The sequence below is a fragment of the Thalassospira lucentensis genome (genome assembly GCF_032921865.1).
GTDB lineage: Bacteria > Pseudomonadota > Alphaproteobacteria > Rhodospirillales > Thalassospiraceae > Thalassospira > Thalassospira lucentensis_A.
This window is the reverse complement of record NZ_CP136684.1, coordinates 1,317,552-1,341,337: the sequence shown is the minus strand read 5'-3', so window position 1 is coordinate 1,341,337 and position 23,786 is coordinate 1,317,552. Positions and strand designations below refer to the sequence as shown.

The window sequence follows — 23,786 nt, the reverse complement described above, 5'->3', positions numbered from 1 at the left end:
ATGGAACTGTTTCTTTAGTCCGGCAAAGGAGGATTCCATAGTGGTTACGGATTCCGAAAAATAACTACTTCGACCATAGTAACTGCGCGGAATGTGCTTGATATAGCTTAAAGTCGAGGTGAGTCCTTTCGTCATCTTCGCTAGTAAGCTTAACCACGAAGGAGATCTCAAAATGCAATAAGTTCTCGTTTGGCAAAACCGAGAGAAACGAGATCGCATCTTTTGGTAGTTTTTATTTTTTATATAGGTTCAATTAGGTGTGGTTGGTCTAGCTCAGGAGTGAGAGATGAATGCCTCTGACGTAACGCTCTATGCCTCGATAATTGCAGCATCGGTTGCAATCTTGAACCTGATTATTTCGGCTGTTGTAAAAAGAGGTGAGGAGGCGCGTGCGGTAGTAAGACAGGCCGTTGCATCCGATCTAAATGAAGTAGGGCGACTAATTCACGAAACAATCGCCTTGAGTGTTACGCAATTTAAGGCGAAATCAGATGACGCTTACAAAGAACGAAGTGAAAAGGCACGGGAAGCCGCATCACGACTTAAGGAGAAACGGCTCAACGTGCGGTACTCTTTGTGGGGCCTAGACTCCGCATTTCGTGACCTCAGTCGCCTGCCGGATTGGAGCGCTCACGCGAAACTGGAAGAAGAAGCTCGAGACGCAATTCTCACGAATGGTAGTAAACTTGGTGACTCCCTTGATAGGGTCGTGAGGAAGGTCTACGTAGATGGTAGACAAGCCTCCTGCGTTGACGTCTTCAGAGTGGAAAGGTCTAGAAAGAGACTTCGCAAATCTTACGAGAAGTTCCAGCAATCAGACTTATAATGAAAATGCAGAATGGAAACCTAATACCTAATTGATCTACATTGTAGGCTAAGGTCGCTTTGTCAGTTTGGTAAACGGGAATCGCATCTCATATACGAATCCCAAGAAAGCAACGACCTATGACATCGTAAGTGCGTTGCTTTGGTACAGGTTTAGCTAAGGCCTGCTAGTTTTGAATTTAAGACAGAAGACCCCCCGGAAACACCAGCTTGCAAGGTTTTGTGTTTTCAGGCTACTGACTAGATAGCTTGGCGGCTTCCCTCCGCTAATAAGCTGTCCTTGTTGGGTTGGTTACCATCGTCATCATTGCTGTTTTCGATGATAGTTCCGTCCTGTTCAATCGCTGCCGGTGCTTGGGCATCAGGTTTGGCTTTAGCGGCTTTGTCCTGATAGACGCGCAGCGGCGCCCGCCATTCGACACTGCCAAATGAATGACAGGACGGGCAGGTAACGGCCCATTTGTCTGTTTCCGCACCGCATGCACCACACCGCCAACCCGGATCAGGATTGGCATGGCTTGCCTTTACCAGCAATTCACGGGCCTTGGTGGCATCTTTCTTTTCGCGGAATTCCAGATCGGCCAACATACGATAATGACGTGCCTGTGCCTTTTGGGCGATGGCCTTTTCCAGATTGTTGCGTGCCATACCCCACAAATCGGCATCAAGGGCGGCCTCGGCAATCAAAAGCTGGCTTTCCAAATGGTCAGGATTGGTCGCAATCAGCTTTTCGACGCCTTTGACCTTGGTCAGGGCATCTCCGGAAAGGTTGGTCAGATAAATTTTGCCAAGTGCGGCTGATGGTGATGTGCGCCAGCTTTGCAAGGCAATCTCGCGAGCCTTTGCAACCTGATCAATATCAGCATAAAGCTGTGCCAGCAGAACCGCCGCACCGGTAAAGTCAGGACGGGCATTCAACGCCTTGCGAAGAAGTTTGACAGCTTCCGCATTTTCACCGCTGGCTATTGCGTCTTCGGCCTTGGCGGTAATCAGAAGTGCACGGCGACGGGTGAGTTCATCTTCGTTGAAGATACCCGCCTTTTGAGCATCAACCAGAAGCGTCAATGCCCGATCCCAGCGTTTGGCCCCAAGCAAAAGATCAAATAATGTTATCAGAACGGACGGATTGCGCGGGCGCAGGCGGTGAGCGCGTTCCGCGTAATCAAGTGCAGCCGACCGATTACCGGACTTAAGTGACAGTTGGAGCAATCCCCGCAATCCGAAGAAGGCAGAATCCGGCTTTTCCAGCATGGCTTCAAACTGACGCTTGGCGGCATCATTGTTACCGTCCAGTTCTGCTGCCTGTGCCGTCAGAAGGCGGGTCAGGGTGTCATCTTCAAGATACCTGTCAACTGCGCGGGTATGTTTTAGCGCCTGTCGCACGTCGCCCGATGCCAGTTCGAGCAACCCCATGGTCAGGGCCTGCTGACCCTTCTTCCGGCGTCGGCTGCCCAGAATGCGGCCCAGCCAGTTTGGTGAATTTGCAATTGCGGACCAGCAGCGCCAGAGAATGACCAAAAGCCCTGTCAGCGCCAGCAGGCCAAGAGCAACCATGCCGATAGATCCATCAAACCGGTAGCCCAACCATACAATCGTCATGGTGCCGGGGTTATTGGCAAACCAGACGGTACAGGTAACGAGAATGATGGTGATCAGAATAAACAGGCCAAGACGTATCATTGGCTATCCCCCGCGCTTAGGGACTCATCGCCTGTCAGAAGATTGATCGCATGAGCACTTAGTGTGGCAATTGCGCTGTTCAGAAGCTGACGGCTTTTGGCGTCTTCCAACCATTCAGCAATAGCAGCTTTTGCGTTTTCGCCTTCGACACCATCCAGAGCGGCAATAGCCGCATCAAGATCGTCGTTTTCAAGGGCCGTCTCGGCAGACACCAGACGTCCATCAAGTGAAGCTTCGCCAGCGACATCAACACGTCGAACCGGGATCAGTTTTTTGATATTTGCCCAGGTTGCGGCAAGAATACTGCCGGAATGGTCATCGCTTGCGGCTTGTACCGCTTGTTGTGCCATTGCAGGGAAGGATTGGCGCAGTTTTTCAATTGTCGGTGCGCCATGGTCTGCAAGTGGTTTTAATGCAGCAATCTGTTCCGCAATAACCGGATCATCGGATCCGCTGCGTTCCAGCTGGTTAAGAGCAACCATGAACGGCCCACCGCGTTGCAATGCATCGCGAAGGAGCGTGACGGCCATGGCAATAGCCTGCCCGCGGCTTTCAACACGCAGCCCGGCGGTTGCACGAACTTCTTCTTCCATGGTGGACAGGCGGGCTGAAAGGTCACGCATTTCGGCGGCAACGCCGGAAAGTTCGGATTCAACCCGTGCCAGTTCCTCAATCGGGGCGGTGCGGGTTTCAATTTCTGCCATACGGCGTGCGACCGTATTGTTCAGCGTATCGCCCCGCTCATTGTTAAGCCGTTCGCGCAGCGCATTGATCGTGCCCTCAAGACGCGAAAGTCGTTCGGTCAAATCAGAATCAACAACAACCGTTCCTTCGTTCGTATCTGACGAGTTGCCGGTATCGGCCAAAGACACGTTTTCGGCCTGCTGCGTCAGACTGTCTTCTTTGCCAATCATCGCATCGTCCCGCTCCGGAGCGCCGGGCGATGATATAGCTGAAGTATCCGTACCGTTATCAACCGACGTGGATGGAGACGTGCTATCGGCTGCCGGTTCGTTTGTGGTTCCAGCAGGTGCGGGTTCCGCCATGCCTTCCGGAGTGATTTGGGAAAGAATTTCGGTCGGAACATACTGGTTCAATACGGGTTCCGCATCACGCCACCAAAGGGCGCGTGTGAGCCACCCGATTACCAGCGCACCGGCAATAATCAGCACAAACAAAAGAATGGCGCTGCCGCCCCGCTTTTTCGCAACCGGTCTGGCTTTGTCCGAAACATTTTTATCAGAAGCTGACTTTTGGCTCATACCCGGCTTGATCTCAGGCTTTGTGCCTGAGGGGGGGGCGTCTGATTTTGTTTTGTCGGTTTTCGTGGTGCCGCTTGCATCAGTATTCGAAGCAGAGGCAGGCTTCGCATTCTCTGTTGCATTGGGGCTCGTTTCCGATTTCTGATCGTCAGAATTTTTGGCAAGGTTTGCATTGCCTTTACTGTCGATCGAAATGGTTCCGGACGAGTCGGCTTTTGTCTCGGCCGGTTTTGCGGAAGCGTCGGTTTTTGGCGTTTCTGGTTTTTTCACGGTCGGACCATTGCAGTTTGCGGTTGTTCCGAGACACCACAGGGCGCGGAAAATCAGGCGAATGCGTTCTCTAGTGCCGAAAGAAGGTATTCCTGTGTCGGGTGTTTTGCCACTTCTGTCTTATGCCATGTAAGGACGCCAAGGCGATCTTTCACCGCTTCGCTAAGACAAATTGCACTTGTACCGACCAGATCTTTTTCCAGCTTGTATCTTTCGATCAGCTTAACAAAGCTTATTGCCGTGCGGGGAGAGAAAAATAAAACCGCATCAACATGATGGGCAGAGATCGCGGTTATCACATCGTCGGGCAGGTGATCGGATGGAACGGCATCATAGACGGTTTGGCGGCGAATATTGAAGCCACGGTCTTGCAAAAGTGAACCAAGATCACCTGCAACCTTGCGGGCCGCCGGATGGAAAAGATCCCCTTTTGTCGGGTCAATTTGATCACCAATCAATCGCGCCAGATCTTCGATATCACCATCTGCGCTGTGGATGTCGCCAAAACCGGCCTGGCGCGCCATACGTGCGGTGGCATCGCCAACACACAGCACCGGATAATGTCGTGCGTTGCATTGTTTTGCAAAGGCACGTACCCCGTTGGCCGAGGTAAAGATCAAGGCTTGCACGCCGGCAAGATCCAGACAGTCTGTATGCGGTGGAAACTCAATACGCAACATGGGGGCTGAAAGCAGGCGATAGCCGCGCGCCAGTAACGCGGCTTCAAGTTCCTGCGAGTCGGTTTCCGGTCGGGTATTCAGGATCAATGGCCCCATGTCATCCCCGTCTATGGTCCTGAAAGCGTGGGCCGCAACTAGACTGAAATAAAGTCCGGCCCGCCACGTTCTTTGAGCTCGTTACCCGCATCTGTTCCGGCGTCTGCGGCGCTTGCGATGTCCGGGTCATCAATCAGCCGTTCGGTATCAAGCCGTTCGCTGCCGTCTGGTCGAACAATGCTAACCCGCAAACGCATCTTGCCATCCGGCAGATATTCGGCAAGGGCCGCAATAGGCGTACGACATGATCCGTCCAGCGCACGCAACGCAGCACGTTCGGCCGCGACGCGGATGGCAGAAGCCGGGCAGTTCAGTGCCGAAAGCCAGTCAAGCGTCTGATTATCATTTTCCCGTATGGTAATGCCGATCGCACCCTGGGCAACCGCAGGCAGCATCTCGTCTTCCGAAATCGGGGCGGTTGCGACCTCCGGCCGGCCAAGCCGGTTCAACCCAGCCATCGCGAGCAGCGTGGCATCCACCTGTCCTTCTTCAAGTTTGCGAAGACGGGTCTGGACATTGCCGCGGAACGTCACGACCTTGAGGTCGGGATATTTGTTCAGGATCATGGCCTGACGGCGCAGAGATGCCGATCCGATCACCGATCCGGCGGGCATTTCAGCAAAGCTTTTGTATTTCAGCGAGATAAAGGCATCGCGTACGTCTTCGCGCGCCAGGATCGTTGGCAAGATCATGCCATCGGGCAGCACAGTCGGGACATCTTTCATGCTGTGGACAGCAAGATCAATCTCGCCGCCCATCAGGGCATCATCAATTTCCTTGGTGAACAATCCCTTGCCGCCGATTTCCGACAAGGCGCGATCAAGAATTTTGTCGCCCGTTGTGGTGATAACGGTAATGGCAATCGCGCCTTCGGCTGCGAGCTCGGGATGTGCCTTCGCAAGTTTGTCCCGGACTTCATGCGCCTGCGCTATTGCCAGCGGAGAGCCACGAGTACCGATGCGAAGTTTTGCAGTGTCAGATATGTTTGTCATGAGGCCGAGTTGTAGTGATAAAATCGGTTGAAAACAAGGGTCGTGGCATGTGTGACGATCCACGACCAGCACCGGATTATCACGGCGAATAACCCTGTTTCTTTGACTTATGTGGTAGTGTTTTCGTTCTAGCGTCTTTCTTGCATGGGCCCATTGCATTGCCTTGGGGTGGAAAGCGACCGCTGTTTGGGCTACATGACTGTCACAATTGTTGCCAATCAGGATGCGTCAGTCGGGACGCGACACATTGCCGGATCTGCATGACATGATCGTACTGGGTATCGAAACAAGCTGTGATGAAACGGCTGCGGCTGTCGTGAATGACAGGCGCGAAATTCTGTCCAACAGGGTTCTTTCGCAACTTGACGATCATCGTCCGTATGGTGGTGTTGTTCCGGAAATTGCGGCACGGGCGCATCTTGAACATCTTGATCGTCTTGTGGCCGAAGCCATGGATGATGCCGGGATTGATTTTGCTGATCTTGATGCGGTGGCCTGTACGGGCGGCCCCGGTCTGATTGGTGGCGTGATGGTGGGCGCCATGACTGCCAAGGCGATTGCCTTTGCTGCGCAGAAACCATTTCTGGCCGTCAATCATCTCGAAGGTCACGCACTTACAGTACGCCTTACGGATGATGTTGCATTTCCATACTTGCTGTTACTGGTTTCAGGCGGCCATTGTCAGGTCCTGATCGTTGAAGGTGTTGGCCAATACAAACGAATTGGCACCACCATTGATGACGCGGTGGGCGAGGCATTCGACAAAACCGCAAAAATGATGGGACTTGGTTATCCAGGCGGACCTGCGCTTGAGAAAACGGCGGAAGCCGGAAATCCGGATCGTTTCGGTCTGCCGCGTCCGTTGCGCGGTCGTCCGGGCTGTGATTTTTCGTTTTCGGGTTTGAAGACGGCTGTCCGCACCTATCTGGACGGGTTTCCTGTCGAACAGCAGACTGCTGAAGTCAAAGCTGATTTGGCGGCATCGTTCCAGCGGGCAGTCGGTGATACGCTTATTGACCGCACACGAAATGCGATTTTCGACTTCATGCGTGATTATCCGACAGGTAAAACTCTGGTGCTTGCCGGCGGGGTTGCCGCGAACAAGTATCTGCGGACCCGTTTGACGGAACTGACCGATCAGGCAGGCATGACATTGGTGGCCCCTCCTTTGGAATTATGCACCGACAATGCCGCGATGATTGCATGGGCCGCGCTGGAACGTTTTCGTTTGGGGCAGCATGATGATCTTGATTTCAAACCGCGTCCGCGTTGGCCGCTTGATCCGGAGGCACCAAAACGTCCGGGTGCGGGCGTGAAGGCCTGATTTTTTCCCAACGCCAAACTGTTCGAATATTTATCATCGGGGTCGAAAAGAACTATGTCGGATAAGCGCATAACGGTAGTCGGCGGGGGTGCGTGGGGTACTGCGCTGGCCATTCAGGCTGTGCGGACTGGGGCTGATGTTGAGCTTGTTTTGCGTGACCGTGCGTTGGCCGAACGGATCGATACATCGGGTGAAAATGACGTCTACCTGCCCGGCATAAAGCTTCCCGAGGCATTAAGGGCAACAGTTGCAATTGATGGATTGCGAGAGTCAAGCGCGGTTCTTCTGGTTACACCGGCACAGCATCTTCGAAGCACTTTATCAAAGCTGGCACCCCATTGGCCCGAAACGCTTCCTGCCATTATTTGCGCCAAGGGGATCGAAAAAAAGACCGGTGCGCTTATGGCGCAGGTTGTGAACGAAACACTTGGCGATGTTCCGCTCGCGGTTCTGTCTGGGCCGACATTTGCCCAGGAAGTTGCGAAAGGTCTGCCCGCGGCGATTACACTTGCCTGTTCAGACAGGAATTTGGGCAAGGATCTGGTGGAATTGATCGGTACGTCAGCGTTTCGGCCCTATTTCAGTACCGATGTTGTCGGCGTTGAAGTTGCAGGGGCTATCAAAAACGTTCTGGCGATTGCAAGCGGCGTCGTCGCCGGGCTTGAGCTTGGTGACAATGCGCGCGCAGCCCTGATTACCCGTGGCCTTGCCGAAATGTCACGATTGGCGGTGGCGATGGGGGGGCGGATTGAAACCATGATGGGGCTGGCAGGACTTGGCGATTTGACGCTGACCTGTACCGGCACGTTGTCGCGCAATTACACCTTCGGGTTTGCTCTTGGTCAGGGCAGCAAGGCCGAGGATATTCTGGCCGAACGCCGTTCCGTGACCGAAGGTGTGCATACTGCCGCATCAATTACGGCCGTTGCGTCGAAATACGGTATTGAAATGCCGATCTGCAGTGCCGTGGATCAGGTTGCCAACCATGATGCGGACCTGCGCAGCACGATCAACGCATTATTGCAGCGACCGTTTCGTGATGAGCTTGAAACCGGAAAATAGTCCGGTCACATCCACGCTATCAGCTTTTGTTCGGCTTGAGCCTTTGAGCAGGTTCTGTCAATTTACCGGTATCAAAACCAATTTTGACAGGGAACGCTGCCATGCATTTTTACATTCGTTGTGTCGACAAACCGGGTCATCTTGCCGTTCGCAAAGCGAACCGGGACGCTCATATTGCCTATATCAAGGACGGTTTCGCCGACAGGATCGTTGCAGCCGGTCCGACGCTTGATCCCGATCTTGAGGGCATGAATGGCTCCGTCTTCATTATCGAGTTTGATACACAGGCCGAGGCCGAAGAATTTGCCGCCAACGATCCATACGGCAAGGCAGGTCTGTTTGAATCAGTGATTATTCGTCCGTTTAAAAAGGTATTCTGATCCATGGCATACTGGCTGATCAAAACCGAGCCGGGAAGCTGGTCGTGGGACGATCAGGTCAAGAAGGGTGTCGAAGGATGGGACGGGGTTCGGAACCATCAGGCGGCAAAGAACCTTAAGACAATGCAGATAGGTGATCTGGCGTTTTTCTATCACTCGGTGAATGAAAAACGGATTGTCGGCATTGTCGAAGTGGTCCGCGAAGCCTATCCCGATCCAACTGACGCCACGGGCAAATTTGTTCAGGTTGATTTCAAGACCGTCAAACCGGTACCAAATCCGGTGACGCTTGCCGATATCAAAGCTGATCCGCGATTTGCCGAATTGCCCTTGCTCAGACAATCCCGTTTGTCGGTCATGCCGATAGATGATGCATCCTGGAAAGCGATTTGCGAAATGGGTGGTGTTTCGGCATGACGGTCGCGTTGCCGCCACCCGGGACAGTGTTATGCACGCTTTCTGATCTGGATGCGACCGGGGCCAAGGGCATATCACTTGACGGAAATGCAGGCCGTGCCGGGATTTTTGTCGTGCGCGACGGCGCAGGGGTTTTCGGCTACGTCAACAGTTGCCCCCATATTGGTGTGCCGCTTGAACTTGAGCCCGACGAGTTCATCAGTGATCTTCACAATGAAATCATCTGCTCGACACATGGTGCGCGTTTCAATCTTGAAGACGGCCTTTGTGTCGCCGGCCCCTGCGAGGGGGATATGCTGGAACCCGTTGCCGTAAAGATTGAGAACGAGAAAGTCGTTCTGGCCTGAAATTCTGCGTCATGGTGACGGTCCTAGCCGACCGTCACCTTTTCGATAATCTCATCAAGATGTTTGGTGATGACATCAAGCTGATCAGGTTCGGACAGGCGGTGATCACCGGTTTTGATCAAATCTATGCGGACATCTTTGGAAACCAGTGCCTCTGTCAGACGAATTGAAGTCTGCCATGGGACATCCTGGTCCTGTATGCCTTGGATCAGCCGCACCGGGCATTCAAGTTTGATCGGGTTTCGCAAAAGGAGCTGATTTCTGCCGTCTTCGATCAGGGCATGCGTGATCGTATATGGATCGTCACCATACTCGGTCGGCTCTATCAGTGCGCCGTTTTCGACGATGTCGGATTTCTGGGCATCGGTGAATTGCGCCCACATTAGGTCTTCGGTGAAGTCGGGGGCTGCCGCAATGCCAACAAGTCCGGCGATGCGTTCTTTCCGCGCCAGTGCCGCCAACAGCATGATCCAGCCACCCATTGACGACCCGACCAGAATAAGCGGACCCGTGGTGATTTCGTCAATAATGGCAATGGCATCGCGTGCCCACTGTCCAATGGTTCCGTCTTTGAACATGCCTGCCGATTGTCCGTGACCCGAATAGTCAAAGCGGGTATAAGCCAGCCCCTGCTGTACGCAATGGGCCTCAAGATGGGTGGCCTTTGTGCCGGTCATATCGGACATGAAGCCCCCCAGAAACAGAACGCCAGGCTTTTGTTGGCCTTGTACTTCTGTCAGCTTGCCGGGAGTCGCATGGTATGCGATTTTTAATCCGTCAGGCCGCTCGAGATACTGAGACGTCGGCATGTCATTTGTCATCCGGGAAGGGTATCCTTGGGTGTTAGTGGTTGGAATTGCATGAGCGCGTCAGAAATCAAGACCCAGTCAGTTTATCGTCCGGAACAGCAGGCGCAAGGTGCGGATTATCGCCCGGCGGTGATTCTGCAAGTTCTGCCGGAACTTGATACCGGTGGTGTGGAGCGCGGTACGGTTGATATCGCGCGCGCCATTGTCGATGGGGGTGGTGTTGCGCTGGTCGCCTCGCAGGGCGGGCGGCTTGAGCGCGAGCTTGACCGGTTTGGTGCCCGTCATATCACCCTGCCACTGAAGTCAAAAAACCTGTTTACCATGCGCCGTAATATTGATGCGCTGGTTGATCTTATTCGTGCCGAGGGCGTTGATATTATTCATGCGCGTTCGCGTGCGCCGGCTTGGAGTGCCTATTTCGCCGCGCGCAAGGCCGGCATTCCGTTCGTCACGACATTCCACGGCACTTATTCCGGTTACAACAACCTGTTCAAGAAGCGCTATAATGCGATCATGACGATGGGCGATCAGGTCATCGCCATTTCCAATCATATCGCAGACCATATTCGCAAATTTTATAAAATGGATTCTGCGCGCCTGAATATTGTGCCGCGCGGAACCAATACAGACTTGTTCAACCCGGAAAATGTCAGTCAGGAACGCCTGATTGCACTGTCAAATCAGTGGCGTTTGACCGGTGAAGAATATGTCATCATGCTGCCGGGACGCATTACGCGCTGGAAAGGGCATTGTTTCCTGATAAAGGCTTTGCCCGCAGTGTTTGAAGCACTTGGCCACCGGAACGTGCGCTGCCTGATGGTTGGTTCCGATCAGGGTCGCACGGCTTACCGTGATGAAGTGCTGGCTTTGACCAAGAAGCTTGGCCTCGAAGATATTGTGCATATTGTTGATCATTGTGCCGATATGCCGGCGGCATACATGCTGGCGGATGTCGTGGCATGTCCGTCCACCGATCCTGAAGCCTTTGGACGAATTCCGTCCGAGGCCCAGGCAATGGGTCGCCCGGTTGTCTCGACGGCCCATGGTGGCGCGATGGAGACCGTTTTGCCCGGTGAAACCGGATGGCTGGTTACGCCACATGAAGTTGATCAATTGTCTGTGGCATTGACGCAGGTATTGCGGCTGACGCCAGAAAAGCGTGCCGCTTTGGCGCAAAAAGGTCGCAGACACGTTATAGAAAACTACTCGCTGACCCAGATGGCAGAGAAAACGCTGGCGGTTTATGAAAAGGCGTTGAAAGGCGCGATCAGGAACGCTGCATGACAGAAACGATCACTTCGGACATGCCGCAAGATGCTGAAATTGTTGCGGGTGTGATGCCCGATGCCAAGCAGGAACGCATCCTCGTCATCAAGCTTTCTGCCCTGGGAGATATCATTCTTGCCATGGGGGCCTTCGCCGCGATCCGGGCGGCGCATCCACGCGCGCATATAACGGTGCTGACGACCCGGCTTTATGTCGATCTGATAAAATCGACAGGCTATTTTGATGCGATTGCGATTGATCGGCGTCCAAAGCTTTATCAGGTGCGTGAGGTTCTCGCACTGCGCCGATTCTTGCGAAACGGGAATTTTGACCGGGTCTATGATCTGCAAACATCGGATCGTAGCGGATTCTATTATCGTCTGTTCTGGCCGGGTAAGGCGCCCGAATGGTCGGGGATTGCACGGGGATGTTCGCATCCGCACGATAACCCGGATCGTGACAGCCTGCATACCATTGATCGGCTGGCAGATCAGCTGCACCGTTCCGGGATTGAAAACGTGCCGCCGCCGTTTATTGCCGGATCGGATATCGATCTGGAACGATTTGGCGTTCGAAGCCCGTTTGTTCTTATCTGTCCTGGCGGTGCCCCGCACCGTCCTGACAAGCGGTGGCCTGCCGAGCGGTTCGGTTTGCTGGCAAAAAAGATTGCAGATTATCGGCTGACGCCTGTCCTGATCGGTACGGACAAGGAAGCCGACGTTCTGAGCAAAATTGACAGCATGTGTCCCAAGGCACGAAACCTGATGGGGCGCACCGGGTTTCTCGATATTGCAGGGCTTGCGGCGCGATCCGTTCTGGCGATCGGAAATGACACCGGACCGATGCATATTGCCGCCGCCGCCGGGGCACCTTCTATTGTCCTGTTTTCACGCGACTCAGATCCGAAAAAGAGTGCGCCACGTGGAACAACTGACAATGCTGTCAGTATCGTACGTGAAAATGATTTGCGGGAACTGACAGTTAACCGCGTGATGGACGAGGTGCGTCATCGCCTTGATCTTGTCGATTAATATCGCGGTTTCTGCCATCTCGTTCGTCTGTCATTGTGTTCAGCAGGCTGCAAGGCTTTGAATACTGTTGCAGAAGGCTAAAATCATTGCTTTCTGACTGCGGCCCGATATGCTAGGCAAAGGTCCGTTTCACAGTATGCATGACGGGACGTGCGGCCCGGTGACTTTCTGTGTTACCCGTGACTTGTTTCTGTGCTTTTTGTTTGATTACCAAAGGAGATTATCCATAGCACGACCACGTAAACCGATGCAGCCGACCAAGGACGGTCCGCGCGTCAATGAGGATATCAAAGCTCGTGCCATCTGTGTTGTCGACGCTGAAGGCAACATGTCTGATCCGATGACGGTTCGTGAAGGCATTGAAATGGCGATGGAAGCTGGACTCGACCTTGTCGAAGTCGCTCCGAATGCCGAGCCTCCCGTCTGTAAGCTGATCGACTACGGCAAGTTCAAGTACGAACAAAGCAAGAAACAGAACGAAGCCAAAAAGAAGCAGAAGGTTATCGAGGTCAAGGAAATCAAGCTCCGGCCGAACATCGATACCCATGATTACAATGTGAAGCTCCGTGCGGCACAGAAGTTTCTTGGCGGTGGAGACAAGGTGAAAGTCACGTTGCGTTTCCGCGGACGTGAAATGGCTCACCAGGACCTTGGTCTTGGCATGCTGCAGCGTTTTTCGGGGGATCTTGAAGATCTTGCCAAAACCGAACAGATGCCGAAGATGGAAGGTCGCATAATGATTATGGTGCTGGCGCCGCGTTAATCCGCGGCGTTTTGCCTTTCCAAGCAAGAGGGAATGCCATGGCAGCCGGGAATGATCTTCTGATCGTTGGAGTCGATGACGACCCCAAAAGTCTCGTGCTTCTAAAGCGGATCGTCGAAAGCGGCGGTTACAGTTTTGTTGGCGTTTCCTCTGGCAAGGAACTTCTTGAAACTCTGAAAACAAGAAAGCCCCGGATTATCCTGATGGATATCATGATGCCGGGTATGAATGGTTTTGAGGCCTCAATCCGGGTTCGGACCCGTTTCCCCGATCTTGCCTGTGCCATCATCTATGTGACGGCCCGTCAGGGGGAAGAAGACCTGCGGGGCGGTGTTGCCGCCGGTGGCAATGACTTTGTCCTCAAACCGATCAATCGTGAAAAGCTGCTAAGCCGAATCGAAAAGTGGATCGGCCGGGTTCATACCATCAAAACAGCGATTTAAGATTTTGACCGCGGGTCACGGATGGCCCGGTTTTCTAGTTGTCCTCGTGATATAATGGTCGATGACGCCACCTTCTGGCAGTCTTGGCGGACCAGAAGGTGTTGGGCCGGTTTTGGCATGCTCCTGACCGATGTTTCGTGATGATCGGCGAGAAGCCTAAAAATCCAAGAGAACCGTCGCGAAAAGGTCCTTGAAAAAGGAAGGGGTGGAGTCTATAACCACCCGTCCCCAAAACAGGTGGTGAGGCTGGAAAGATCATTTGATCTTTCAGGGCATGCCCAGCCGCCGTGGGGAATTTCGTGTTTCATTGCTTATGCAAGGATAGAAAAATGCCCAAGATGAAGACCAAAGCGAGCGCTAAAAAACGCTTTAGCCTGACCGCAAAGGGTAAAGTTCGTCGCAATGTCGCTAACAAGCGTCACCTGTTGACTGCGAAACCCACCAAGATGAAGCGCCAGGCACGTGGCACGGAGATTCTCTGTGACGCAGATGCCCGCATCGTCAAAAAATTCCTGCCGTACGGTTAAGGCTAAGGAGAGTTAAATGGCTCGTGTAAAAGGGGGCGTGTCTTCTCACGCCCGTCACCGCAAGGTTATCAAGGCTGCCAAAGGTTACCGCGGTCGCCGCAAGAATGCTTACCGCACTGCAGTGCAGGCCGTTGAAAAAGGTCTGCAGTATGCATATCGCGATCGTCGCGTTAAGAAACGCCAGTTCCGCAGCCTGTGGATTCAGCGTATCAACGCCGGTGCTCGTGAAAACGGTCTGAGCTACTCGCAGTTCATGAACGGCCTCAAGAAGGCTGGCGTTGAACTGGACCGCAAAGTGCTTGCCGACATCGCTGTGCGCGAACCGGAAGCTTTCAAAGCTCTGGTTACCCAGGCGCAGGCTGCACTCGGCTAATAAACCTTTTGTAAAAAGGTTTAATCGGCACTTGCCTGATTTGATCGGGGGCGGCCATATTGGCCGTCCCCTTTCTTTTGTTTATCCCAATTCACTTTAAGCAAAGCGTCGGAAGTTATGGAAAACATCGAAGCATTGCGCGAAGAGGTTCTGGCCGAAGTCGAAAAAGCAGCCGATTTACAGGCTCTTGAAGATGTTCGTATCAGCGCTCTTGGCAAAAAGGGCCGTATTACCGGCCTGATGAAAAACCTTGGTCAGATGGACCCGGATCAGCGCCGTGAATTCGGTCAGACGCTGAACGCTGTCAAAGATCAGGTTGCCGAGGCGATCGACACCCGCAAATCCGGCCTTGAAGATGCAGCATTGAATGCGCGTCTGATTGGCGAGCGGATCGATGTGACCCTGCCCGCGCGCATGGACGAAACTGCTGGTCGTATTCATCCGATCAGCCAGACGATGGATGAAATCATTTCGATCTTTGGCGAGATGGGCTTTGCTCTTGCCGAAGGTCCGGATGTCGAAGACGATTTCCATAACTTTACCGCCCTGAACATTCCGCCGGAACATCCGGCGCGTGAAATGCAGGACACTTTCTATCTGCCTGAGCAGGAAGATGGTTCGCGCCTTGTGCTGCGGACCCATACCTCGCCGGTGCAGATCAGAACCATGCAGTCGAAAACCCCGCCGATCCGCATCATCGCGCCGGGTCGTACCTATCGTTCCGATAGCGATATGACCCATACGCCGATGTTCCATCAGGTCGAGGGACTGGTGATCGACAAGAAAACCCATATGGGGCACCTGAAAGGGTGTCTGCTAGAGTTTGTTAAAACCTATTTCGAACTGGACGAAGTTCCGGTTCGCTACCGTCCGAGCTTCTTCCCCTTTACCGAGCCGAGTGCCGAAATGGATATTGGCTGTTCGCGCAAGGGTGGGGAGCTCAAGATTGGTGAAGGCGACGACTGGCTGGAGATTCTGGGCTGCGGTATGGTTCACCCGCGCGTTCTGGCGGCTTGTGGACTTGATCCGAATGAATATCAGGGCTTTGCCTTTGGCATGGGGATCGAGCGTATCGCGATGCTGAAATACGGCATTCCCGATCTTCGCACCTTCTTCGATACCGATCTGCGCTGGCTGAAACACTATGGTTTCGTGCCGCTGGATGTACCGAATATGGTGAGAGGCTAAGACCATGAAATTCACACTCGACTGGCTGAAACAGCATCTTGAAACCGATGCTTCGATCGACGTGATTGCCGAAACGCTCACCGATGTCGGACTGGAGATCGAAGGTGTCACGGATCGTGCGGCGGCGCTTAGGGATATCCGGGTCGCCTATATCGAAGAAGCGGGCCAGCATCCGGATGCGGATCGCCTGAAACTGTGCCGGGTCAATACCGGTGAAAAGATCATTCAGGTTGTCTGTGGTGCCCCCAATGCCCGAACCGGCATCAAGGTTGCCCTGGCACAACCGGGCGCGATTATTCCGATTGACGGCTCGAAACTGAAACCGGGCAAAATCCGTGGCGTCGAAAGCCAGGGCATGATGTGCTCGACCCGTGAACTTTGCCTTGGCGAGGATCATGACGGCATTATTGAACTGCCCGAAGATGCCCCGATTGGTGCCCAGGTGGCGTCAGTGCTGGGAGCGGATGATCCGATCATTGAAATCGGTCTGACCCCGAACCGGCCGGATTGCACCGGTGTTCGCGGGATTGCGCGCGATCTGGCGGCGGCCGGTATTGGCACGCTAAAGGATGACCCGCGGCAGCAGGTGGTTGCGGGCACGTTTGACAGCCCCGTCGGTGTTTCGATTTCGGCCGATCTTGCGCAGAATGCGGCGGTTCCGGCATTCTATGGTCGTTATATCCGCGGTGTTAAAAACGGCGAAAGCCCGGACTGGCTGAAGGCCCGTCTCGAAGCCATCGGGCTGCGTCCGATTTCGGCACTTGTTGATATTACAAACCTTGTAACGCACGATCTTGCGCGTCCGTTGCACGTGTTTGATGCTGACAAGCTGTCGGGTGACATCAATGTCCGCTATGCCACCAATGGCGAGAAGATTGCGGCACTTGATAACAAGGAATACACGCTTTCCGACAGCATGGTCGTGATCGCCGATCAGGCAAAGGCACTTGGCCTTGGCGGTATCATCGGTGGCGAAGAAACCGGTTGTGTCGATGAAACGGTCAATGTCTTTGTTGAATGCGCCCTGTTCGATCCGATCAGTGTTGCAAAGACCGGCCGCAAACTGCAGATCAATTCCGATGCCCGTTACCGGTTCGAGCGCGGTGTCGACCCGCAGTCGATTTCCTGGGGTATAGAGGTTGCGACACGTCTGATTACCGAGATTTGCGGTGGTGAAGTTTCCCATGTCGTGAAGGCGGGCGAGGTCCCTAATCCGCGCAACAGCTTCGATCTTCGTATTGATCGCATTCGGGAGCTGGGCGGTGTTTCGGTTGACGCCGATCAGGCGATTGCGATTTTGAAATCGCTTGGCTTTGAGGTCAGCGGGGCCGCGCCTGTTATCACGGCGGTTGCACCAACCTGGCGTCCGGATGTCATCGGCGAAGCCGATCTGGTCGAGGAAGTTTTGCGCATTGTCGGATATGACAAAATTCCGACGGTGCCGCTGGAACGTGAAACCAGCCTGCCGGTTCCGGCCCTTAGCCCGTTCCAGAAACGGGTTGGCTTGACCCGTCGGATACTGGCTTCGCGCGGGATGTTCGAGACCGTTACCTGGTCGTTCACCGACTCGCGATGGGCAAAACTGTTTACCGATCTGAAGCCGGGCCTGTTCCTTGCCAATCCGATCAGCTCGGATCTGGATGTGATGCGTCCGAACGTGCTTATCAATCTGATCGCGGCAGTTGGTCGTAACCAGTCGCGCGGTTTCGCCGATCTGGCGTTGTTTGAGGCCGGGCCGGAATTCTTTGGCGATCAGCCGGGTGATCAGCGTCTGGTAGCTGCCGGTTTGCGATCAGGGGCAACCACCCCGCGCAGCTGGACCGGTTCGCGCCGTGATGTCGATCTGTTTGATGTTAAGGCAGACGCAGAAGCGCTGCTTGAAGCGCTTGGTACGGCATCGGCCAACGTGCAGGTCAATGCCGAAGGGGCACCATCATGGTATCATCCTGGTCGTTCGGCGGCATTGCAGCTGGGCCCGAAAAATGTCCTTGGCTATTTTGGCGAACTGCACCCGAAAGTGTTGAAAGCACTGGGTGTTAAGGGGCGCGTTGTTGCCTTTGAACTGTTTGTTGAAAATGTACCGATGCCCAAGAAAAAGGGAACGGGACGGCCTTTGCTGAATGCATCAAGCTTCCAGTCGGTTGAACGCGACTTTGCCTTCCTTCTGGATGAAGATGTTCAGTCCGAGGCCATCGTCAAGGCAGCCCGCAGTGTCGACCGGAACCTGATTTCGGATGTTACGATCTTTGACCTTTATGCAGGCAAAGGTATCGAGGATGGCAAGAAATCGGTTGCTTTCTCGATCACCCTGCAGCCGACCAAGGCAACCCTGACCGAAGAGGAAATCGACGGGGTTTGCAAGAAGGTTGTTGCCGCTGTTGAAAAGGCAACAGGCGGTTCCCTGCGCGCCTGATGTGCAGTTGAAAGATTATATGAAAAACGGGCTGTCCATTGGATGGCCCGTTTTTTGTGGCAAGGGTGCGAAAAGTGGTTCTTATCCGCCGGGACGTTTGCGCAGGATGGCAAATTCATCTTCATCAAGGTCGATGGCAATCATGTCCGGACCATTGGTGTATATGCGCCATTCCATATCGGTATCATCGCATTCGATGTTGAGCTGATCGACCAGGTTGTTCCACGTGCAGCTTTCGCGGTCATCATCGGCGTCAAGTCGACCGGTTCCGTTATCAGAAAGATGCATCACCAGAAGTTCTTCGTCCTCGTCAACGGAATAAACGGCATAAGTTTCGTTAGCGAAACGATAATTGATTTCCGTGCCATTGAGTTGACGCCATCCCCGCGGCAAAGGCGCATCAACATCCCGCTCGGCGAACATATAGGCCAGTTTCTGCATGTGATTGTCGGGCATGGTTCTCATGTCGGAACCGCAGGCAGCCAGCAAAAGGGCTCCGCTTAGTGCGAAGGCGATCCGGAAATTAATATCGGTCATATGATGCTCCGTAACGGTCGATGGGCATTCAAGCGGGCAGCTTTTACCGGCCCCGTCCTTCTGCGGATTTTCCAAGCAAGATGCTTGCCATCGGTAATTTTGCGGCAGGCGTTCGGTAGTTCTAAGGCGTTCCCCGCAACGTGAAGATGAACGTTGCCCCGGGATCGGTTATGGGGCGGGAGGTATCAAGCCATATCCTGCCGCCATGCTGTTCGGCAATTTTGCGGCATAAAGAAAGGCCAAGACCGGTACCGCTGAATTCATCTTTATGCAGGCGCTGAAACAGGCGGAAAATACGTTGGGCATGTTCCGGATGAATGCCAATTCCATTGTCGCGAACCGAAAAACGCCAAAATCCCGGGGTCTCCGGATCGGGTATGACGCGGATATCAATATGAGGCGGCACACCGGGACGACGGTATTTGATGGCATTCGACAGCAGGTTCTGAAACAGACGTGACAGACTGATGCGATCACCATTGATTACAGGCAGGTCATTATGGGTGATGGTGGCCTGTTCCTGAACAATAATGGCTTTGAGATCGGCCTGGGCTTCATTCAGCACCTGATTGCAGTCGATTTGGGTCATTTCATCGTCGCTGCTACCAGTCTTGGCATATTCCAGCAAATGACTGATCAGTTTATGCATGCGTTTTGCGCCATCGACTGCATAGTCGATATATTCGTCGGCCTCCTGGTCGAGTGACCCGCCATAACGACGTTTCAGAAGCTGGGTATAGCTTGCAACCATGCGTAATGGCTGTTGCAAGTCATGGGATGCGACATAGGCGAACTGTTCAAGATCTTCATTGGTGCGTTTGAGCTGATCGAGGGTATCGCGCAGCTTGTTCGCATTTTCGACAAACTGGGTTACATCCCGTGCACTGCTGAAGGTCATGCCTTCAAACGGTCCGATACCGTGCCAGGCAAGCCAGCGATTTTCTCCACGCTGATCGAGGATACGAAAAACCAGTTCGCTTTCCTGAAACTCGCCAGATGCCTGATCCATGAAACTTGCGCGAACCATTTCCCTGTCTTCAGGAAGAAAAAGGGCTTCGAATGGTTTTCCAATCAAATCATAAACCTGCTTGCCAGCGAGTTCGGCCAGTGCCGGGCTCAGGCCGCGCAGAATACCATTCGTATCCAGGGCAATAGAAGGTTCCGGCGTATGATGCAGGTAGGTTTCGAACGGATGGCAAAGTTCCTGCTGTGGTGCGGTTTCCAACAACAGGACAGTGACGGTTTCAGCGTCTTCTTCGGTCCGGTGTTGGGCCATCAGATAGAAACGCTGCATCTGGTCGGCAGATGTGCGTAAATCCACCATGGTGCCGATACGTTTGTCCTGCCACCGGTTTTCGATCAGGGGTGCGCGCAATTGTGCCCTTGATGCGTCGCTAAGCTGCGAAAGGAATGCCTCGGCTGTTGGCTTGATGTCGGCAAAGGCAAGTCCGAGTATTTCCGGCCAGTTAAGCCGGGACGTAAGAGTTCCCGCCGGATCCTTTGTCGACCAGCTTAAAATTGCACAGCCACAATCAGACAGGGTGTTTTCTGAATCGTTGAAATGTTCGGCCAGATCGGCAGCGCGCAAATGCTGTCGTTTCAGACGCTGCCAAAGCCAGACAGAAAGTCCCGCCATAATCAGCAGAACGATCAGAAACAACGATGCGTGAAGCATGATCGCTTCGCGCCAGTTGCCCAATAAAATGTGCCGGGGAATGTAGGTGACAACGATGCGGTCAAGCTGTGGAAGAATACTATATGCCAGCAGCATTACGGTATTGCCATGCATGCATAACAAACTGCCGCGAGAGGCTTTTTGTTTGTCTATTTCATCAAAAAGATCATCAACTAAATGAGGCGGGATGGTGCCATTGATCTGATTGCGGTCATTATCCAGAACGCCAACGGAAAGATCGGGATTTTCATCAATGACGCGTTGCAGGTCGATTGTGCTGTTTTGCGCAAGAACGGCACTCAGATGATAGGTGACCGCCATCATTTGCGCGCGCGCCTGATCAATTGCGCTGTCGTAAAGCGTTTTCTGGATGAAGAAGAAGGAAAACAGCAGGATCACCATGCCGGTAATCGTAAGGGCAGCCAGACGCTTTCGCAGTTTGCTTAATCCGCGTCGGGACAATGACGGCTCAATGGATGTCAGAAACATTTTCTTTGTTGCACCCTTGCCTGATCCTGCCCAACTGCCCCGTCATCAAAGCCTATGTTTTTTTTGTTCGGTTGAAAAGCATTCAACCGGTAATAATGCGTCTGTTCTCATATAAAAAAACGCGCGATGACAGCAACTTGCCCTTGCTCGGGGCCTGTTGCGGTCATAAGGAAGGGACGATCATGCAAATCCGGGGCAGGGTGAAGGCGAATTCGCAGAACCGAATTCAAACACAGTGCTTCTAATTGTAGTTAAAAACCCCTATAAACCCGCTGTTGGCGATTGGTTTTTATCGCCAGGACGGCCAAGACGATCCGAAATTGCCGGTATCGCCCGCTTGTATCGCGGCAGAACAGCTTTTGCTGCTGCGCCTCTCCCAGATGTCGCTGCCCTGATCGGGTGGGCTGACCGGGAGGATGCAAACGGCGTGACACCGGCTTTGTGATAAATGATCGATGTTGAACGCGATCGTGTTTTGGCAATAACCGAACCGAATTTTTGACATAACCATCGCCCAGTGCCAGAAGCAGCCATATGACCGATCTTAAGAACATTCGAAACTTTTCGATTATCGCGCATATCGACCACGGTAAATCGACCCTGGCCGACCGTCTGATCCAGCTTACCGGCGGTCTCACCGATCGCGAGATGTCCGAGCAGGTCCTCGACTCGATGGATATCGAACGCGAACGCGGGATCACCATCAAGTCGCAGGCGGTGCGTCTGAAATACACGGCCAAGGACGGTCAGGAATATACCCTGAACCTGATGGATACGCCGGGCCATGTGGACTTCGCCTATGAAGTGTCGCGTTCGCTTGCCGCGTGCGAGGGATCGCTTCTGGTGGTTGATGCCGCCCAAGGTGTCGAGGCGCAGACGCTGGCCAACGTTTATCAGGCGATTGATAACAACCACGAAATCGTGCCGGTCCTGAACAAGGTTGATCTGCCTGCCGCAGAACCGGATCGCGTCAAGGAACAGATCGAAGAAGTGATTGGCATTGACGCCAGTGACGCGCTGATGATTTCAGCCAAAACCGGCCTTGGTGTTCCCGATGTGCTCGAAGCATTGGTGCATCGTCTTCCGGCACCTACGGGCGATCCGGCGGCACCGCTTGAAGTTCTTCTGGTCGATAGCTGGTACGATTCCTATCTGGGTGTCATGATTCTGGTGCGTGTCAAAGAAGGCACGTTGAAAAAAGGCCAGAAAATCCGCTTCATGAACGCCAAGGTCACCCATACGGTTGATCGCGTCGGTGTGTTTACGCCCAAGCCGCTTGCGCTTGATGAAATGGGGCCGGGTGAAGTCGGCTTTATCAACTGCGGTATGAAAACCGTTGCGGAATGCGAAGTCGGTGACACGATTACCGAAGAAAAACGCCCCTGCGCAAAACCGCTTGCCGGTTTCAAGCCGTCCATCCCGGTGGTGTTCTGTGGCATTTTCCCGGTTGATACCAGCGAATATGATGTTTTGCGGGATGCGCTTGAAAAGCTGCACCTTAACGATGCATCCTTCCAGTTCGAACCGGAAAACTCGACCGCACTTGGACTTGGTTTCCGCTGTGGCTTCCTTGGGCTTTTGCATCTTGAAATCATTCAGGAACGTCTTGAACGCGAGTTCGAACTTGATCTGATCACCACGGCACCGTCGGTTTCCTATAAAATCTCGATGACCAAGGGTGAAGATATCCTGCTGCATAACCCGGCGGATTTCCCTGATGTCACCAAGATCAAGGCGATTGAAGAACCCTGGATCAAGGCATCCATCATGGTGCCGGATGAGTATCTGGGCGGTATCCTGACACTCTGCACCGAACGCCGCGGTATTCAGCAGGACCTGACCTATGTCGGGAACCGGGCGATGGCGGTTTACAAACTGCCGCTGAACGAGGTGGTGTTTGATTTCTATGACCGTCTGAAATCGATTTCGCGTGGCTATGCCAGCTTTGATTACGAACTGGCTGGTTACGATGAAAGCGATCTGGTCAAGGTATCCATTCTCGTCAACGAAGAGCCGGTCGATGCGCTTGCATTGATGGTTCACCGTTCGGCTGCCGAACATCGTGGCCGCGAGATTTGCAAACGTCTTAAGGACCTTATCCCGCGCCAGATGTTCAAGGTTGCCATTCAGGCCGCCATCGGCGGCAAGGTGATCGCGCGTGAAACGGTTTCTGCGATGCGCAAGGACGTGACGGCCAAATGTTATGGCGGTGACGTTTCGCGTAAACGCAAACTTCTCGATAAGCAGAAGGCCGGTAAGAAAAAGATGCGCCAGTTCGGCAAGGTGGAAATTCCGCAGTCGGCCTTTATCAACGCTCTTAAGATGAGCGACGATAAATAGAGCGAAATTACGGTATCGAAACAAAGGCTGCATCCCATTGTGGATGCAGCCTTTTTCTTTGAGGGCTTTCGGCAATTCGTGCCATGCGCTATGGATAGGTTCTCATACCGTTTTGTTGCAGGAGCCCGCCATGGATCTTGAAATTCTTCAACGCCAGGAAGCCATCCTTGTCTTTGATCGCTTTGACGAGGAAACAGCGTGGGAAATCGGATCGGCCCTTGTGGCGGTTGCACGGGCACAGAATGCCCCAGTTGTCGTCGACATCCGGACTTCGGATCGCACCCTGTTCCACGCGGCCCTTCTGGGGGCGAAGCCTGCCAACGATTCTTGGGCACGGCGCAAAAGCAATCTGACACTTCGCGAACATCAATCATCAATGCAGTTTGGCATGGCGTTGAAAGCCAAGGGCAAGACACTTGCCGATCACGGGATTGATTTTGCCGATTATGCCGACCACGGCGGCAGTTTTCCGGTTCGCGTCAAAGGCGTTGGTGTGATCGCGGCAATCACCGTATCCGGCCTTGCCTCGCACGAGGATCACGGCATGATCGTTGGCGTTCTGGAAGATTTTCTTGGGGTTTCTGTCTGATCAGATTT

Annotated in this window: 23 protein-coding genes; 16 read left to right on the top strand and 7 right to left on the bottom strand. The window is 53.5% G+C overall.

Features of this window, described 5'->3' with window-relative positions; all coding sequences use genetic code 11:
• Positions 1–286 precede the first annotated feature (286 nt).
• On the top strand, positions 287–826 hold the full coding sequence (locus R1T41_RS06705) for a hypothetical protein (protein WP_317340783.1): 540 nt from the start codon (positions 287–289) through the stop codon (positions 824–826).
• A gap of 239 nt (positions 827–1,065) precedes the next feature.
• Here the strand turns inward: R1T41_RS06705 and R1T41_RS06700 are convergent, their stop codons facing one another.
• From R1T41_RS06700 to hemC, 4 genes are all read right to left on the bottom strand, one after another.
• Positions 1,066–2,505 (bottom strand): heme biosynthesis protein HemY, encoded by a 1,440-nt coding sequence (locus R1T41_RS06700; protein WP_317340781.1) that lies wholly within the window; start codon positions 2,503–2,505, stop codon positions 1,066–1,068.
• Entirely contained in the window at positions 2,502–3,767 is a 1,266-nt protein-coding gene (locus tag R1T41_RS06695; protein WP_317340779.1) for a COG4223 family protein, read from the bottom strand. The genes R1T41_RS06700 and R1T41_RS06695 overlap by 4 nt, the downstream gene beginning before the upstream one ends.
• 323 nt (positions 3,768–4,090) lie before the next feature.
• Positions 4,091–4,813, bottom strand: a complete 723-nt coding sequence (locus tag R1T41_RS06690; protein WP_317340777.1) for a uroporphyrinogen-III synthase — start codon at positions 4,811–4,813, stop codon at positions 4,091–4,093.
• Between the two features lie 38 nt (positions 4,814–4,851).
• Positions 4,852–5,805: a hydroxymethylbilane synthase gene (hemC, locus tag R1T41_RS06685; protein WP_062960514.1), complete on the bottom strand. Its 954-nt coding sequence runs from the start codon at positions 5,803–5,805 to the stop codon at positions 4,852–4,854.
• A 265-nt stretch (positions 5,806–6,070) separates the two neighbouring features.
• Between hemC and tsaD the strand changes: the two genes are divergently transcribed.
• The 5 genes from tsaD to R1T41_RS06660 all read left to right on the top strand — a co-directional run bounded on the left by tsaD (position 6,071) and on the right by R1T41_RS06660 (position 9,335).
• On the top strand, positions 6,071–7,129 hold the full coding sequence (tsaD, locus tag R1T41_RS06680; RefSeq protein ID WP_317340775.1) for a tRNA (adenosine(37)-N6)-threonylcarbamoyltransferase complex transferase subunit TsaD: 1,059 nt from the start codon (positions 6,071–6,073) through the stop codon (positions 7,127–7,129).
• 54 nt (positions 7,130–7,183) lie between these two features.
• On the top strand, positions 7,184–8,191 hold the full coding sequence (locus tag R1T41_RS06675) for an NAD(P)H-dependent glycerol-3-phosphate dehydrogenase (RefSeq protein WP_317340773.1): 1,008 nt from the start codon (positions 7,184–7,186) through the stop codon (positions 8,189–8,191).
• A 101-nt stretch (positions 8,192–8,292) separates the two neighbouring features.
• Entirely contained in the window at positions 8,293–8,571 is a 279-nt protein-coding gene (locus R1T41_RS06670; RefSeq protein ID WP_097051719.1) for a YciI family protein, read from the top strand.
• 3 nt (positions 8,572–8,574) lie between these two features.
• Complete coding sequence (locus R1T41_RS06665) at positions 8,575–8,988, top strand: EVE domain-containing protein (protein WP_317340771.1); 414 nt, start codon at positions 8,575–8,577, stop codon at positions 8,986–8,988.
• On the top strand, positions 8,985–9,335 hold the full coding sequence (locus tag R1T41_RS06660; RefSeq protein WP_317340769.1) for a Rieske (2Fe-2S) protein: 351 nt from the start codon (positions 8,985–8,987) through the stop codon (positions 9,333–9,335). The genes R1T41_RS06665 and R1T41_RS06660 overlap by 4 nt, the downstream gene beginning before the upstream one ends.
• Positions 9,336–9,358: 23 nt before the next feature.
• Here R1T41_RS06660 and R1T41_RS06655 read toward each other — a convergent pair whose 3' ends face one another.
• Positions 9,359–10,021 (bottom strand): alpha/beta hydrolase, encoded by a 663-nt coding sequence (locus R1T41_RS06655; protein WP_317340767.1) that lies wholly within the window; start codon positions 10,019–10,021, stop codon positions 9,359–9,361.
• 174 nt (positions 10,022–10,195) lie between these two features.
• On the opposite strand from R1T41_RS06655, the gene R1T41_RS06650 reads away from it, so the two are divergent.
• The 8 genes from R1T41_RS06650 (at position 10,196) to pheT (ending at position 18,148) form a co-directional block, all read left to right on the top strand.
• Positions 10,196–11,428: a glycosyltransferase family 4 protein gene (locus tag R1T41_RS06650; protein WP_317340766.1), complete on the top strand. Its 1,233-nt coding sequence runs from the start codon at positions 10,196–10,198 to the stop codon at positions 11,426–11,428.
• A complete protein-coding gene (locus R1T41_RS06645; RefSeq protein ID WP_097051715.1) occupies positions 11,425–12,441 on the top strand; it encodes a glycosyltransferase family 9 protein in 1,017 nt (338 codons plus the stop codon). Before R1T41_RS06650 ends, R1T41_RS06645 begins: the two co-directional genes overlap by 4 nt.
• Positions 12,442–12,688: 247 nt before the next feature.
• On the top strand, positions 12,689–13,204 hold the full coding sequence (gene infC / locus R1T41_RS06640; protein WP_062950436.1) for a translation initiation factor IF-3: 516 nt from the start codon (positions 12,689–12,691) through the stop codon (positions 13,202–13,204).
• 38 nt (positions 13,205–13,242) lie between these two features.
• Positions 13,243–13,647: a response regulator gene (locus tag R1T41_RS06635; protein WP_062950438.1), complete on the top strand. Its 405-nt coding sequence runs from the start codon at positions 13,243–13,245 to the stop codon at positions 13,645–13,647.
• 329 nt (positions 13,648–13,976) lie between these two features.
• Positions 13,977–14,174: a 50S ribosomal protein L35 gene (rpmI, locus tag R1T41_RS06630; protein WP_007088699.1), complete on the top strand. Its 198-nt coding sequence runs from the start codon at positions 13,977–13,979 to the stop codon at positions 14,172–14,174.
• Positions 14,175–14,190: 16 nt separating this feature from the next.
• Positions 14,191–14,547 carry a 50S ribosomal protein L20 gene (gene rplT / locus R1T41_RS06625; protein ID WP_062950441.1) on the top strand — a complete coding sequence of 119 codons (357 nt, stop codon included), beginning with the start codon at positions 14,191–14,193 and terminating at the stop codon, positions 14,545–14,547.
• Positions 14,548–14,664: 117 nt separating this feature from the next.
• A complete protein-coding gene (pheS, locus tag R1T41_RS06620; RefSeq protein ID WP_062950443.1) occupies positions 14,665–15,735 on the top strand; it encodes a phenylalanine--tRNA ligase subunit alpha in 1,071 nt (356 codons plus the stop codon).
• A gap of 4 nt (positions 15,736–15,739) precedes the next feature.
• Positions 15,740–18,148: a phenylalanine--tRNA ligase subunit beta gene (pheT, locus tag R1T41_RS06615; RefSeq protein WP_317340761.1), complete on the top strand. Its 2,409-nt coding sequence runs from the start codon at positions 15,740–15,742 to the stop codon at positions 18,146–18,148.
• 81 nt (positions 18,149–18,229) lie between these two features.
• On the opposite strand, the gene R1T41_RS06610 is transcribed toward pheT, so the two are convergent.
• Both R1T41_RS06610 and R1T41_RS06605 read right to left on the bottom strand, forming a co-directional pair.
• The gene (locus R1T41_RS06610; protein ID WP_062960521.1) at positions 18,230–18,685 is read right to left on the bottom strand and encodes a hypothetical protein; all 456 of its coding nucleotides are present in this window, start codon (positions 18,683–18,685) and stop codon (positions 18,230–18,232) included.
• Positions 18,686–18,806: 121 nt separating this feature from the next.
• Complete coding sequence (locus R1T41_RS06605) at positions 18,807–20,849, bottom strand: sensor histidine kinase (protein WP_317340758.1); 2,043 nt, start codon at positions 20,847–20,849, stop codon at positions 18,807–18,809.
• 534 nt (positions 20,850–21,383) lie between these two features.
• Between R1T41_RS06605 and lepA the strand changes: the two genes are divergently transcribed.
• Entirely contained in the window at positions 21,384–23,189 is a 1,806-nt protein-coding gene (lepA, locus tag R1T41_RS06600) for a translation elongation factor 4 (RefSeq protein WP_007088706.1), read from the top strand.
• Positions 23,190–23,319: 130 nt separating this feature from the next.
• Positions 23,320–23,778, top strand: coding sequence for a heme-degrading domain-containing protein (locus tag R1T41_RS06595; RefSeq protein WP_317340756.1), 459 nt, complete (start codon positions 23,320–23,322; stop codon positions 23,776–23,778).
• Positions 23,779–23,786: the final 8 nt, after the last annotated feature.